Annotated in this window: 14 protein-coding genes; 4 read left to right on the plus strand and 10 right to left on the minus strand. The window is 68.5% G+C overall.

What is annotated here, in order from left to right:
* Nucleotides 1-78 precede the first annotated feature (78 nt).
* Nucleotides 79-1,353: an APC family permease gene (locus tag DIE22_RS13410; protein ID WP_124605274.1), complete on the plus strand. Its 1,275-nt coding sequence runs from the start codon at nt 79-81 to the stop codon at nt 1,351-1,353.
* Nucleotides 1,354-1,449: 96 nt separating this feature from the next.
* On the opposite strand, the gene DIE22_RS13415 is transcribed toward DIE22_RS13410, so the two are convergent.
* From DIE22_RS13415 to DIE22_RS13430, 4 genes are all read right to left on the minus strand, one after another.
* A complete protein-coding gene (locus DIE22_RS13415) occupies nt 1,450-1,746 on the minus strand; it encodes an XRE family transcriptional regulator (protein WP_124497964.1) in 297 nt (98 codons plus the stop codon).
* A gap of 70 nt (nt 1,747-1,816) precedes the next feature.
* The gene (locus DIE22_RS13420) at nt 1,817-2,176 is read right to left on the minus strand and encodes a type II toxin-antitoxin system RelE/ParE family toxin (RefSeq protein ID WP_124605275.1); all 360 of its coding nucleotides are present in this window, start codon (nt 2,174-2,176) and stop codon (nt 1,817-1,819) included.
* 134 nt (nt 2,177-2,310) lie between these two features.
* Nucleotides 2,311-3,297 (minus strand): pca operon transcription factor PcaQ, encoded by a 987-nt coding sequence (gene pcaQ / locus DIE22_RS13425; protein WP_124497962.1) that lies wholly within the window; start codon nt 3,295-3,297, stop codon nt 2,311-2,313.
* 77 nt (nt 3,298-3,374) lie between these two features.
* Nucleotides 3,375-4,112 carry a helix-turn-helix domain-containing protein gene (locus tag DIE22_RS13430; RefSeq protein ID WP_124605276.1) on the minus strand — a complete coding sequence of 246 codons (738 nt, stop codon included), beginning with the start codon at nt 4,110-4,112 and terminating at the stop codon, nt 3,375-3,377.
* A 120-nt stretch (nt 4,113-4,232) separates the two neighbouring features.
* Here DIE22_RS13430 and DIE22_RS13435 point away from each other — a divergent pair, with 120 nt between their 5' ends.
* The 3 genes from DIE22_RS13435 to pcaG all read left to right on the plus strand — a co-directional run bounded on the left by DIE22_RS13435 (nt 4,233) and on the right by pcaG (nt 6,393).
* Nucleotides 4,233-4,796, plus strand: coding sequence for a YiiX/YebB-like N1pC/P60 family cysteine hydrolase (locus DIE22_RS13435; protein WP_124605277.1), 564 nt, complete (start codon nt 4,233-4,235; stop codon nt 4,794-4,796).
* A 292-nt stretch (nt 4,797-5,088) separates the two neighbouring features.
* Complete coding sequence (gene pcaH, locus DIE22_RS13440; RefSeq protein ID WP_006489685.1) at nt 5,089-5,796, plus strand: protocatechuate 3,4-dioxygenase subunit beta; 708 nt, start codon at nt 5,089-5,091, stop codon at nt 5,794-5,796.
* A 3-nt stretch (nt 5,797-5,799) separates the two neighbouring features.
* Complete coding sequence (pcaG, locus tag DIE22_RS13445) at nt 5,800-6,393, plus strand: protocatechuate 3,4-dioxygenase subunit alpha (RefSeq protein ID WP_124497959.1); 594 nt, start codon at nt 5,800-5,802, stop codon at nt 6,391-6,393.
* Between the two features lie 472 nt (nt 6,394-6,865).
* Here pcaG and DIE22_RS13450 read toward each other — a convergent pair whose 3' ends face one another.
* The 6 genes from DIE22_RS13450 to gsiB form a co-directional block, all read right to left on the minus strand.
* Nucleotides 6,866-7,645: an AraC family transcriptional regulator gene (locus DIE22_RS13450; protein WP_124497958.1), complete on the minus strand. Its 780-nt coding sequence runs from the start codon at nt 7,643-7,645 to the stop codon at nt 6,866-6,868.
* Nucleotides 7,646-7,665: 20 nt separating this feature from the next.
* Complete coding sequence (locus tag DIE22_RS13455) at nt 7,666-8,493, minus strand: M55 family metallopeptidase (protein ID WP_124497957.1); 828 nt, start codon at nt 8,491-8,493, stop codon at nt 7,666-7,668.
* A complete protein-coding gene (locus DIE22_RS13460; protein WP_124605278.1) occupies nt 8,490-9,572 on the minus strand; it encodes a P1 family peptidase in 1,083 nt (360 codons plus the stop codon). Before DIE22_RS13460 ends, DIE22_RS13455 begins: the two co-directional genes overlap by 4 nt.
* Complete coding sequence (gsiD, locus tag DIE22_RS13465) at nt 9,572-10,465, minus strand: glutathione ABC transporter permease GsiD (RefSeq protein WP_124605279.1); 894 nt, start codon at nt 10,463-10,465, stop codon at nt 9,572-9,574. The genes DIE22_RS13460 and gsiD overlap by 1 nt, the downstream gene beginning before the upstream one ends.
* Before the next feature lie 7 nt (nt 10,466-10,472).
* Nucleotides 10,473-11,393, minus strand: a complete 921-nt coding sequence (gsiC, locus tag DIE22_RS13470) for a glutathione ABC transporter permease GsiC (RefSeq protein ID WP_124497954.1) — start codon at nt 11,391-11,393, stop codon at nt 10,473-10,475.
* Between the two features lie 67 nt (nt 11,394-11,460).
* Nucleotides 11,461-13,023: a glutathione ABC transporter substrate-binding protein GsiB gene (gene gsiB, locus DIE22_RS13475; protein ID WP_124605280.1), complete on the minus strand. Its 1,563-nt coding sequence runs from the start codon at nt 13,021-13,023 to the stop codon at nt 11,461-11,463.
* Nucleotides 13,024-13,026 lie beyond the last annotated feature (3 nt).

Consider the following 13,026-nt stretch of genomic DNA (forward strand, 5'->3'; position numbering starts at 1 on the left):
GCACCCGTTCGGGTAGCATCGAACGATTCATCGCGCGGCCGACCGCGCCCAGAACAAGCCTTCCGGAGACTGCCTTTCATGTCCTCGCACGCCGATTCGCCCGCCGTTCATCACGCGGGTTCTCTGACGATTTTCCAGGGCGCCGCGCTGTATATCGGCGCGGTGCTCGGCACCGGCGTCATTGCGTTGCCTGCGCTCGCCGCCGAGGTCGCGGGGCCTGCGTCGCTGCTCGCGTGGGCCGCGCTCGTCGTGCTGTCGGCGCCGCTCGCGGCCACCTTCGCCGCACTTGGCGCGCGCTACCCGGACGCGGGCGGCGTATCGACCTACGCGCGACGCGCATTCGGACCGAAGGCCGCGGCGATCGTCGGCTGGTGTTTCTATTTCGCGGTGCCGGCCGGCGCGCCGGCCGCCGCGATGTTCGGCGGCGCGTACGTCTCGGCCGTCACGGGCGGCGGGCATGTCACGGTGGTCGTCACGGCGGCCGCACTGATCGCCACGGTATCGGCCGCGAATGCGTTCGGCGTCACCGTGTCGGGCCGCATGCAGCTCGTGTTGTCGGCGCTGCTCGTCACGCTGCTGCTGGCCGCCGTGCTCGCGTCCGTGCCGCATGCGAACTCGGCAAACCTGCATCCGTTCGCTCCGCACGGCTGGCTCGCGGTCGGCCAGGCCGCAGCGTTGCTCGTGTGGAGTTTCGCGGGCTGGGAAGCGATCACGCACCTTGCCGCCGAATTCCGCCGCCCCGCGCACGACATGCCGCGCTCGGCCGGCATCGCGGTCGTGGTCGTCGGGTTGCTGTATCTGTCGGTAGCGGCCGCGAGTGTGACGGTGCTCGGGCCGTCGGCCGGTGCGTCGGGCGCACCGCTCGCGGAACTGATCGCGGGCGGCATCGGCGGTCACGCGCAGGTGCTGGCGGCCGCGGCCGCGCTGCTGCTCACGCTCGGCACGATGAATGCGTATTTCGCGGGTGCGGCGAAACTCGGCGCGGCGCTCGGGCGCGACGGCGCACTGCCCGCGTGGCTCGCGCAAGGCAGCCAGGTCGGCGGCGTGCCACGCCGCAGCCTCGGCGTGATCGCGATGCTCGCGGCCGTCGCGCTGGCCGCCACGACCCTCTCGGACGTCGGGCCGAAACCGCTCGTGCTCGTGACCTCCGGTTGCTTCGTGATGGTGTACGGGCTGGGCGCGGCCGCCGCGCTGAAACTGCTGCCGCGCGGCAGCATCGCGTATCGCTGCGCGTGGATTTCGCTGGTCGCCGTCGCCGGGTTGTTCCTGACGACGGGATGGTATTTCCTGTGCCCGCTGCTGCTCGCGGGCGGCGCGTTGCTTTACCTGCGGATGGCCGGGCAGCGCACATGATCGTGCGCCGATGCCCGCGAGCGGACGAACATGCGCCCGCTCGCCGCGTTGCGCCAGCCCGCCGCCAACCGGCCACGCACCGTTTCGCCGGGCGCGTCAGGCCGGCACCAGCTCGAAGCTGAGCCGCTTGCCGAGTGCGGTGGCCGCGCTCGCGAGCGTCGCGAGCGTGAGGCTCGTGTCGGTTTCGTCGAGCAGCCGGTTGAGCGCGGCACGGCTGGTTTTCATCCGCGCGGCCATCGCGGTTTTCGTGATGTGCTGCGCCTTCATTTCCTGCCCGATCTGCCACGCGATCACGCGCTTGATCGCGGTGGCGGTGGCCGCTTCGAGCTGGCCTTCCTCCTCGAGGAAGGTGTCGAAGTCGCTGCCGATATGCGGGTTGTTCGTGGTCGTCATGGGTACTCCAGTGCATGGCGTGGCCGGCCGGCACGGCGGCGAACCGCATGTGCCGGCGCAACCGGGGAATTCAGATGGCGCGCGTCAGCGCTTTCAGCTGCGCGACGGTCACGTCGAGATCGTCGGACGGCGTGGCCTGCGACTGCTTGAAGAACGCGTGCAGCAGCACCATCGTGTCGCCGACGGCCGTGAACAGCACGCGCGCGCTTCGCCGCGGCAACATCACGCGGATTTCCCACAGATCGTTCGACATCTTCCGGACCAGCGGCATGCCGAGCGGCCAGCCCAGTTGAACGGTCTTGATCTCTTCGCCGATCACCCGGCGCTCGATCTGCCCGAGCGCCTTGAGCCATTCGCGCACCGGCTCGTTGCCACGCGCGGTGCGGAAGAACCGCACGCCGAGCGTGATCTGAATCTGCTGTCTCGCCATCGTCGTGTCATCTAGCGTACCAAAAACGATACGATATGCCAAGCACGACGAGACCCGCTACTGACCGAACGGCCGACGAATGGCGGTGAAGGAACGGCAGCCGGACGCCACGTGGCCCGGCCCTGCACGGCGTCTCAACGCTCGCGGCGAGCAGGCTTGCGCGCGCCGGGCGGCGCGCGATGCGCTCGCGCATCGCCGAACCGCGCCTGCGCGATGTCGCGCACGGCGTCGATCAGCGTCCGCGCGACGGGCGACGGTTGCGCATCGGTGCGCAGCACGAGCCCGACCGGCTCGTCGGTGCCCGCGGACGGCAGCGGCAGGCGCGCGAGCGCACCGGCCGACAGGTCGTATTCGGCCGCATAGAGCGGCACGAACCAGACCGCGTCGTTCTCGAGCGCGAGCGCGCGCGCGACCGACACCGACAGCACCTCGATGAACGAATCCAGCGGCGGCGCGCCGCATGCGCCGAGCAGTTGCTCGGCCGACTGGCGGATCAGCGTGCCGAACGGCGGCAGCACGACCGGATAGCGCGCGAGTTCGACGGCCGGCGCGGCGCTCGCGAGCAGCGGATGCCCCGCGCGCACGACCGCGACGAGCGGCTCGTTATACAGCTGCTCGAACGCCAGCCCGATCATCCGCTCCGGCTCCGACAAACGCCCGATCGCGCATTCGATCGCCCCCGCCTTCAGCCGCTCCAGCAGTTCGGCATTCGCGGCCGTCGCGATCCGCACGACGATGCGCGGCCAGCGTGCGGTCAGCGCCTTCATCAGCGCGGGCGCGAGCGATGCCGCAACCGTCGGCAGCATGCCGATCTCGAGTGTCGCCGCGGCCGCGCCGCCCTCGCGCGCGAGCAGCCCGACGCCCTGCCGCAGCGCCAGCACGCACGCGTTCGCATGCGGGATGAACAATTGCGCTTCGCGGGTCGGCTGCGCGCCGTGCCGCCCGCGTTCGAACAGCTTCACGCCGAGGATCGACTCCAGTTCGGCGATCGTCTTCGACACGGCCGGCTGTGTGATCGACAGGCTTTCCGCCGCCTTCTGCACGCCGCCCAGCTGCGCGACCGCGAGAAAACACTGCAGGTGCCGGAATTTGACGCGGCCGTCGGCGATACGGTTATTCATAACGGGCGGTTATGCGAGTGGCGATGTTGTGTCATTTTGCATAACTTTCCGGAAAGTCCCAAGCAATCGGCGCAGCATCACGCATGGCGCCGCAGCGTGTGGAATCCGGTCGGCTCCCAGATCCGCTTCGCGATCAGCAGGCCCGTGCCGCGCTTCTGCCCTAGCGGCGCGGACGACGACTCCGCGTGCAGCGCCGCCGCCTTGCTGCTCAGCCGCCGCAGTTCCTGCTCGAGTTCCGCGGCGGCCGCATCGGTCAGCATCCCCTGCGAGAACGTCATCGTCTCGCCCGGGCCGTCGAAGCGGCTGCCGAGAAAGTCGTCGAGCACGTGCGCATGGAAGTATCGGCGGATCGGCCCGCCCGGCAGCCAGTCGAAATCGCGCGCGACGCGCACGCGGATGCGGTCGCCCGGCAGCAGCGCGATCACGTTCATCCGGTCGAGCATCAACAGGTATTTCACGCACTCGGCCTGCGTCAGGCAGTAGGCCGACACGATGTCCTGCACGGTCCAGTAGTTGACCGCGCAGACGGCGACGAGCAGCAGTTTCTCGTCCGACACGAGCAGCGCCTCCTGCTGTTCGGTCAGCACGCGCAATCGCGGCGCGGATGCCGACGCCTCCTGCACCAGCTCGGCGAGCGTATAGCCGAGCAGCTGCGCGATCTCCGCGACGCGCTCCAGCGTGAAGCGGCCGCTCGCGAACAGCCGCTTCACGCTCGTCTCGGACACGTCGAGCGCACGCGCGACGTCGCGGTAGGTCATGCCCTGCGCCTTCAGCTGGCGCTTCAGCGTTTCGATCAGTTGGGCGGTCTCGGTCATGTTGGTATCGAAAAATGATGCTCGAGGTCGGATATTAGGCTACTCCAGCATCCATACAAGCACTATTGGGTACTTGTCTGCATAATCCGCTCCGTCCTGTCACTCACCGACGGAGCCGCGATGAGCACCCGAACCGACACCACCGCCTTCGACCCGCATCCCGCCGCGCCGCGCGACGCCCGCGACACGGATCGCACGCTGCCGCTCGCCACGGTGCGCACGCTGGCCGCCGGCGTGCACGTCGGGGACCTCGTGTTCATCCGCGTACCGGCCGGCGCGTCCCGCGAAGCGGCAGGCAACGCAGGCGTGTGGGCCGATCGCTTCGGCATCGTCGTCGATACGTCGGGCAACGAGCCGTTGATCGCCGAGCCCGCCTTTGCGCGCACGAAGCTCACGCCGCTGTCGCGCTTCGTCGCCCGCGCCGACGGCGGACGCATCGCACTGGCGCGCCGCGTCGCCGCACCGACCGCCGACGCGCAGCGCGACGTGCACGCGCTGGCCGAACAGCGGATCGACGCGCTGCTCGGCAGCCGCTTCAGCCTGCTGTCGCAGCGCGGGTTCTGCGCGAACTACGTGAGCGACGTGCTCGGCGCCGAGTGCGCGACGACGCCAGCCGCGCTGCTGCGAAGCGGAACGCTGTCGCTCGAATTCGACGGGATCGTCTTCGATCCCGCCCGACCGTAACCGCGAAGGACGAACGACGAATGGGCGCGCCCGGGGAGACCGGATAACAACAACGAAACAAGAAAAAGCAGCGACGGGCTGGCTGGAGGGCCGTGCACGGAGTCGTCACCGACGACGCGAAGCCCGATCGCTTTTTCCGCCGGACAGGCCACCTGTCCGGCGGATTTTCATTGGCGTCGCCGAACATAACCAATGGTTATGCGATTCGCGAAAAAAGGTCATTTTGCATAACTTTCCGGATTGGCTAAAGTCTTGCCATCCACTTCGCGAAATACCTAACAGGAGACGCCCGATGGATTCCCCCACGATCCTCACGCCGCGCGACTGGCCGTCGCATCCCGCGTATGTCCACCCCGAGTACCGTTCGTCGGTGAAGCGTGGCCCGACCCGCCCGCTGATCCCGTTGAAGGAAAAGCTGCGCGACCAGTACGCGCCCGTCTACGGCGCCGAGGATCTCGGCGCGCTCGACCATGACCTGACGAAGAACGCCGTGAAGAACGGCGAGCCGCTCGGCGAGCGCATGGTCGTCACCGGCCGCGTGCTCGACGAAGGCGGCAAGCCCGTGCGCAACACGCTCGTCGAGGTATGGCAGGCGAACGCGGCCGGCCGCTACGTGCACAAGGTCGACCAGCACGACGCGCCGCTCGACCCGAACTTCCTCGGCGCGGGCCGCTGCCTGACCGACGACGAAGGCCGCTACCGCTTCCTGACGATCAAGCCCGGCGCCTATCCGTGGGGCAACCATCCGAACGCGTGGCGCCCGAATCACATTCACTTCTCGCTGTTCGGCGACTACTTCGGCTCGCGCCTCGTCACGCAGATGTACTTCCCCGGCGATCCGCTGCTCGCGTACGACCCGATCTTCCAGGGCACGCCGGAAGCGGCGCGCGACCGCCTGATCTCGCGCTTCTCGATGGACATCACCGAAGAAGGCTATGCGCTCGGCTACGAATTCGACATCGTGCTGCGCGGCCGCGACGCTACCCCGATGGAGCGCTGAACCATGACGACGCTGAAGCAAACCCCTTCGCAGACGGTCGGCCCGTACTTCGCATACGGCCTGTGCCCGCAGCAATACGACTACGACCTGAAGAGCCTGTTCACGCCGTCGATCGCCTCGCCGGACGCCGAAGGCGAGCACGTGCTGCTGGTCGGTCAGGTGTTCGACGGTGACGGCAACGTCGTCGGCGACGCGGTGCTCGAATTCACGCAGGTGGACGGCGCGGGCCGCTATCCCGCGTCGCGCGACGACATCGCGAAATCCGGCTTCACGGGCTTCGCACGCGTCGGCACGGGCACCGATGCGCAGCATCGCTTCGTCGTCCCGACGGTGAAGCCGGGCCGCATCGCCACCGACGAGGCACCGCACATCAACGTGACCGTGATGATGCGCGGCATCCTGACCCACGCGTTCACCCGCGTGTATTTCGACGACGAAGCCGCGGCGAACGCGGCCGATCCGGTGCTGAACCTGGTACCGGCCGAACGCCGTGCGACGCTCGTCGCGAAGCGCGACGCGCAGCCGGGCCGACCCGTCGTGTACCGCTTCGACATCCGCATGCAGGGGCCGGACGAAACCGTGTTCTTCGACCTGTGACGCGCGAGCCGGCGCAGGCCGGCTGCTCGCGGCGGACCGCCGCGTGGCGCGATACCGACAGGCATCGCGTCGCGCGGCGGCTTTCGTTTTCGGGCGCCAACATTCGATGCTGGCCCGCAGCACGCCCTGTCGGAATCGCCGACGCCCATGGTCGACGGCTTCCGCCCCCGGTACCGAACACGCGATTGAAACGCTTGCTGCGACAGCACATGAATCGTTGCGCACACGCGATATCGTTTGCGCGTTACGCGGCGTATGCTTTGCTATCCTCAACGCACCGACGGGATTGAATCGGAATAGGCAACAATTTCACGAATCCATGCGCGAACACGGCCCCGCTGGCCGGTCGCGCATTTTTTCTGACCGAGTGCCTTTAAGCGCGTCTGGCCGAATCCTGGCAGGCGCGTTTTTTTCGTTCGCGCAAGAGCGGCCCGGCCGGCGCGGTACCCGCCGCCGCGTCCGTCCCGGCTACCTAGCGGCGAACCTCCAGATACCGGCTCGGCGTATCGCCGAGGATGCGGCGAAACGCCGACGTAAAGGCGCTCGCGCTCGCATAGCCGAGATCGAGCGCGACCCGCGTCACCGGCTGCCCGTCGCTCAGGCGCGCAATCGCCGCGAGCATGCAGACCTGCTGACGCCACGCGGCGAAACTCACGCCGGTCTGCGCGCGGAACAGCCGCGTAAACGTGCGCCGGCTCACGCCCGCATCGGTCGCCACCTGGTCGAGATCGGCCGCGATCGACGGCGACGCGAACAGATGCCGGCAGATCCTCGCGAGGCGCGCGTCGGCGGGCAGCGGCGCGTGCAGCGACAGCCGCGGCATCGTCGCGATTTCCGCGACCAGCAGCGCCATCAGCTTGCCCGCCCGGCCGTCGACGTCGTACATCGCCGGCAGGTCGATCGCATCGTCGATCAGTTGCCGCAGCAGCGGCGACACGCCGTATACGCCGCACTGGTCCGGCAGCCCGGCGGCCTGGGCCGCGTCGTCCGACACGAACGTGTTGAGCATCGTGACCGGCCCGGTCATCGTCATTTCGTGGCGAACGCCGGCCGGCACCCAGCACGCGCGCTGCGGCGGCACCAGCCAGCGGCCATGCGGCGTCGACACGCTGATCGTGCCGCGCGACGCGCACGCGAACTGCCCGCGCCCGTGCGCGTGCTCCGCAAACGTCGTGCCCGCCGCGTAGTCGTTGGCGGTCACGACGACGCTGCGCGCAATGTGTTCGTAGGGATCTGGCAGCGTATTTCTCAAGGCCCGAATTCCATCATGAATCACCGCAGCATGAACGACATGGCCGACAGGCTGTTCAGCGTGCGCACGACGTGCTCGACCGACGGCCCGTCGAAGCGCAGCGTCACCGCATCGACCCGCTCGAGCGACGGCAGCACGCAGAACAAATCGGCGAGCGCGGCCGTTTGCACGCGCAGCGTGCACGCGGCCGGCGCGGGCCGATGCGCGCTCGCGCGCCAGCCTGACGACAGCGCATGCGCGACCGTTTCGCGTGCGGCGGTCGCGATGCGCGCGCAGGACGCGGCCGGTGTGAGCGTATCGCCGCTCGATGCGCCGCCGGCCGTCTTGACCGTCTCGAACCGCGCGTCCGGAAACAGCGGCCGGGTTTCCTCGGCGAACACGTCGTCGCCCGACGCCAGCGCGACGTGCGCGCCGTATTCGCGCGCCAGCGCGCCATACAGCCCGGCCTCGCCGAGCTCGACGCCGTTCAGCCACACCTGCGTGAACGCGAAGCTGTTGATGGTGTGCGCGAGCACGCCGCGCGTCTGCGATTTCGCGTGAAAGCCGATCATGAACACGAGATCGGGCCGCTGTTCGAGGCCCGCCATCATCCCGAGCGTGCGCGGCTTGCCGAGCACGACGCGCGCACGCGCATCGAGCCCGTCGGGCAGCAGATTGCGAAAGCCGCCGTGCGAGTCGTTGACCCAGACGGTCTGCGCGCCGCCCGCGAACGCGCCTTCGAGCGCCGCGTTCGCCTCGGCGGTCATCCAGCGGCGCGCGCGTTCGTATTCCGGATTGCCGGCACGCGTCTGCTCGGTGGCGAACACACCGGCGACGCCTTCGATGTCGGTCGAGATCAGGATCTTCATGACGGGGGATGACGTCCTTCGTTGTCGTCGTTGAACAGGCATTCGAGATCGGGCACCGCGTCGCGCAGCGATTGCCGCACGTGGCCGTCGCGCCCGGCCACGGTCACGGCCTGCAGCAGCGCGTCGGCGATCGCCTGCTCGACGCTCTCGGCCGCGGCCATGAACAGCGGATCGAGCGCCGCATCGGCCACGAGGGCCGGCAGCGCGACGCTCGACGCATCGTGCGCGATCGTATACGCGGTGGAAAAGGCGAGCGCGATGTCGCCGCTGCCGTGCCCGTAGACCGAGCCGGTGCGGGCCAGGCCCGCGCCCGCGCGGCGGGCGAGCCGCGACAGTTGCCGCGCGTCGAGCGGCGCATCGGTCGCGAGCAGCAGGATGATCGAGCCTTGCTCGGGCGGCGCCGCGTGCGCGGCTGCAGCGGCACGCCGCTGCGCGACGATGCGCCCGAGCGGCACACCGTCGAGCGTCAGCATCGGCAGCCTGCCGAAATTCGCGAGCACCAGCGCGCCGACCGTATACGGCCGGCCGGCCGCGACGGCCACGCGCGACGCGGAGCCGATCCCGCCCTTCAGGTCGAAACACGACATCCCGCGCCCGGCGCCCACCGCGCCGCGCGCGAAGTCGCGCGCCGCCGTGCGGCACGCGTCGTCGTAATGCGCGGCCGTCACCGCGAACGCCTGGATATCGTTCAGATAGCCGTCGTTGCACTCGAACACGAGCGCGTTGACGGTCGGCCAGTCCCGGCCGATCCGCGGATTCTGCGCGATCGCGGCGCGGATCTGTGCCTGTGCGACCGCGCCGACTGCGAACGTGTTGGTCAGCGCGATCGGCGTATCGAGCGTACCGAGCTCGTCGACCTGCACGAGCCCGACGCTCTTGCCGAAGCCGTTGATCACGGCCGCGCCGGCCGGCACCTTGCTGCGGTACGGGTCGCCCGGGTGCGGCTTCACGACGGTCACGCCCGTCTGCACGTCACCGGCATCGAGCGTCGCATGGCCGACCGTGACGCCCGACACGTCGGCGATCGTGCCGCGCGGCCCGGCCGGCAGCGTCGCGGCCCACATGGGGACTGCACCCATCAGCGGCGCTCCAGCTTCGGGTCGAGCGCGTCGCGCAGCCCGTCGCCGAGCAGGTTGAACGCGAGCACGGTCAGGAAGATCGCGAGGCTCGGGAAGATCGCGACGTGCGGCGCGGTCACCATGTCCGCGCGCGCCTCGTTGAGCATCGCGCCCCACTCCGGCGTCGGCGGCTGCGCGCCGAGCCCGAGGAACGACAGGCTCGCGGCCGTGATGATCGACGTGCCGATCCGCATCGTGAAGTAGACGACGACGGACGACACGGTGCCCGGCAGGATGTGCCGCATGATGATCGTCCAGTCGGACGCACCGATGCTGCGTGCGGCCTCCACGTAGGTCATGTGCTTGAGCATCAGCGTGTTGCCGCGCACGAGCCGCGCGAACGCCGGGATGCTGAAGATCGCGACCGCGCAGATCACGTTGATCATCCCGTTGCCGAGGATCGCGACCACGCCGATCGCGAGCAGGATCCCCGGGAACGCGAACAGCACGTCGGCCACGCGCATCGTGATGCGGTCCCACCAGCCTTCGTAGTAGCCGGCGAGCAGCCCGAAGAACGTGCCGATGAGCGCGCCGAGCGCGACCGAGAAGAAGCCGGCCGCGAGCGAGATGCGCGTGCCGGTGACGATCCGGCTGAAGATGTCGCGGCCGAGCGAGTCGACGCCGAACCAGTGCACGGCCGACGGCCCCGCGTTCAGCGCTTCGTAGTCGAAATAGTTTTCCGGATCGAACGGCACGATGTGCGGGCCGGCGAACGCCAGCACGACGAGCGCCAGCACGAAGCCGCCCGCGACGAGCGCGACGGTCTGCTTGCGGAACTTGCGCCAGAACTCACGCCACGGCGTGCGGATCGCGGTCGATGCGGCCGACGCCGCGGGCTGGACAGTCGCGTTCATGCGCGCCTCACTTGAACCGGATGGTCGGGTTGATGACCGCGTACAGCACGTCGACGGTCAGGTTGATCAGGATGAACTCGAGCGAGAACAGCAGCACGATCGCCTGGATCACCGGGTAGTCGCGCATCGTCACCGCGTCGACCAGCAGGCGCCCGAGCCCCGGCCAGTTGAACACGGCCTCGACGACGATCGAGCCGCCGAGCAGGAAGCCGAACTGCAGCCCCATCATCGTGACGACCGGGATCATCGCGTTGCGCAGGCAGTGCTTGAGCACGACCAGCGGCTCGTGCACGCCCTTCGCGCGCGCGGTGCGCACGTAGTCCTCGTTGAGCACCTCGACGAACGACGCGCGCGTGAAGCGCGCCATCACCGCCGCGACCGCGGCGCCGAGCGTCAGCGACGGCAGCACATAGCTCTTCCACGTGCCGTCCGGCACGACGGGCAGCCAGCCGAGCTTCACCGAGAAGATTTCCATCAGCAGCATGCCGAGCGCGAATGCCGGAAACGAGATGCCCGACACCGCGATCGTCATCCCGAGGCGGTCGGGCCAGCGGTTGCGCCACACCGCCGACGCGATCCCGATCGCCATCCCGAACACCGTCGCCCACACCATGCTGACGAGCGTCAGCAGCAGCGTCGGCATGAAGCGCTCGCCGATCTCGGTCGACACCGGCCGCTTGCTGCGCGTCGACGTGCCGAAATCGCCGTGCGCGATCTTCACGAAGAAGTTCGCGAACTGCGCGGGCAGCGGCCGGTCGAGCCCGAGATCGGCACGCACCAGCGCGACCGTCGCGTCGTCGGCTTCGGGACCCGCCGCGAGCCGCGCCGGGTCGCCCGGCAGCAGGTGCACGAACAGGAATACCAGCACCGCGACGATCGCGAGCGTGGGCAGCAGGCCGAACAGGCGTTTGACGAGGAAATTCAGCATGGGGCACCGATCGAATCAGCGCGCCGGCAGCTTGCGCCGCCGGCGCCGCACAGCGGGCGAACCGCCGTCATTTCACCGAGATTTCGTCGAAGTTGAACGAACCGTCCGGCATCACGTACATGCCGTGCAGGCGCTTGCTGCGCGCATAGACGATCTTCTCCTGCACCAGGAAAATCCACGGCGCGTCGGCCCACACCTGCTTCTGCGCGTCGGCGTACAGGGCGGCCTTCTTCGTGTTGTCGGTCGTCTCGAGCGCCTTCGCGAGATCGTCGTCGACGGTACCGTTCTTGTAGTACGCGGTGTTGTAGAGCTTCGGCGGCGCGGACGTCGACGCGAGCAACGGCGACAGCGCCCAGTTCGCCTCGCCCGTCGACGCCGACCAGCCGCTGTAGTACATCCGCACCGGTGCCGTCGCCGGATCCTGCGCGCTCTCGACCTTCGCGACCCGCTCGCCGGCCTCGAGCGCCTGCACCTGCACCTTCACGCCGACCTGCGCGAGCTGCTGCTGGACGAACTGGATCAGCTTCTGCGCCGTCGAATGGTTGTACGCGGACCAGAGCGTCGATTCGAAGCCGTTCGGATAGCCGGCCTCCTTCAGCAGCGCGCGCGCCTTCGCCGGATCGTACGGCCAGGGGCCGAGCTTCGTCGCATATTCGACGCCGACCGGCGCGACACCCGTCTGCGGGGTCGCATAGCCGGCGAACACGACCTTCGCGAGCGCTTCCTTGTTGACCGCGTAGTTCAGCGCTTCACGCACCTTCGGATTGTCGAACGGCTTCTTCTGCGTGTTCAGCGAGATGTAGCGCTGGATGATCGACGGCCGCTCGATCAGCTCGACCTTCGGATTGCTCTTCAGGTCGGCCGCCTGCTCGAACGGAATCGTGAACGCGAAATCCGCCTCGCCGGTCTTGAGCAGCGCGGCACGCGTGTTGTTGTCGACCACCGGCTTCCAGTCGATCGAATCGACCTTCGGATAGCCCTTCTTCCAGTAGCCGGCAAACTTCTTCACCTTCATGTCGTCGGTCTGCTTCCATTCGACGAACTCGAACGGGCCCGTGCCGACCGGATGCAGCGACACGTCGCGCCCCCACTTCTTCAGCGCGGCCGGCGAAATCATCACCGCCGACGGATGCGCGAGCGTGTTGATGAACGCGGAGAACGGCTCGTGCAGCGTGAACCTCACCGTCATCGGATCGACCACCTCGGTCTTCTCGATCACGCGGAACAGCCCGTAACGCTTCAGCTTGTTCGCCGGATCGGTCACGCGGTCGAAGTTCGCCTTCACCGCGGCCGCGTTGAAGTCGGTGCCGTCGTGGAACTTGACGCCCGGGCGCAGCTTGACCGTATATGTCTTCGCATCGGGGCTCGCCTCATAGCCCGTCGCGAGCACGTTGACGAGCTTCATGTCCTTGTCGAAACCGAACAGCCCCTCGTAGAACGACTTGACGACGGCTTGCGACACCGTGTCGTTCGCGTCGTACGGGTCCATCGTCGTGAACGTCGAGTACACGGCGACCACGACGTTCTGTTGCGCGAACGCGGGCGCCGCGACCGACAGCGCGAGCGCGCCTGCCCCCGCGGCGAAGAACGCGCGCGGACGGAACATCGGGAACGAATGCGGCTTGTTCATTTT

This window comes from Burkholderia sp. Bp9142, from assembly GCF_003853415.1.
Classification (GTDB): domain Bacteria; phylum Pseudomonadota; class Gammaproteobacteria; order Burkholderiales; family Burkholderiaceae; genus Burkholderia.

Excerpts from the sequence above, each read along its gene's own strand:
- DIE22_RS13410 (WP_124605274.1), top strand. The coding sequence starts at position 79 with ATGTCCTCGCACGCCGATTCGCCCGCCGTTCATCACGCGGGTTCTCTG.
- pcaH (WP_006489685.1), top strand. The coding sequence starts at position 5,089 with ATGGATTCCCCCACGATCCTCACGCCGCGCGACTGGCCGTCGCATCCC.
- gsiB (WP_124605280.1), bottom strand. The coding sequence starts at position 13,023 with ATGAACAAGCCGCATTCGTTCCCGATGTTCCGTCCGCGCGCGTTCTTC.
- DIE22_RS13430 (WP_124605276.1), bottom strand. The coding sequence starts at position 4,112 with ATGACCGAGACCGCCCAACTGATCGAAACGCTGAAGCGCCAGCTGAAG.
- gsiD (WP_124605279.1), bottom strand. The coding sequence starts at position 10,465 with ATGAACGCGACTGTCCAGCCCGCGGCGTCGGCCGCATCGACCGCGATC.
- DIE22_RS13420 (WP_124605275.1), bottom strand. The coding sequence starts at position 2,176 with ATGGCGAGACAGCAGATTCAGATCACGCTCGGCGTGCGGTTCTTCCGC.
- DIE22_RS13455 (WP_124497957.1), bottom strand. The coding sequence starts at position 8,493 with ATGAAGATCCTGATCTCGACCGACATCGAAGGCGTCGCCGGTGTGTTC.
- DIE22_RS13460 (WP_124605278.1), bottom strand. The coding sequence starts at position 9,572 with ATGGGTGCAGTCCCCATGTGGGCCGCGACGCTGCCGGCCGGGCCGCGC.
- pcaG (WP_124497959.1), top strand. The coding sequence starts at position 5,800 with ATGACGACGCTGAAGCAAACCCCTTCGCAGACGGTCGGCCCGTACTTC.
- pcaQ (WP_124497962.1), bottom strand. The coding sequence starts at position 3,297 with ATGAATAACCGTATCGCCGACGGCCGCGTCAAATTCCGGCACCTGCAG.
- gsiC (WP_124497954.1), bottom strand. The coding sequence starts at position 11,393 with ATGCTGAATTTCCTCGTCAAACGCCTGTTCGGCCTGCTGCCCACGCTC.
- DIE22_RS13435 (WP_124605277.1), top strand. The coding sequence starts at position 4,233 with ATGAGCACCCGAACCGACACCACCGCCTTCGACCCGCATCCCGCCGCG.
- DIE22_RS13415 (WP_124497964.1), bottom strand. The coding sequence starts at position 1,746 with ATGACGACCACGAACAACCCGCATATCGGCAGCGACTTCGACACCTTC.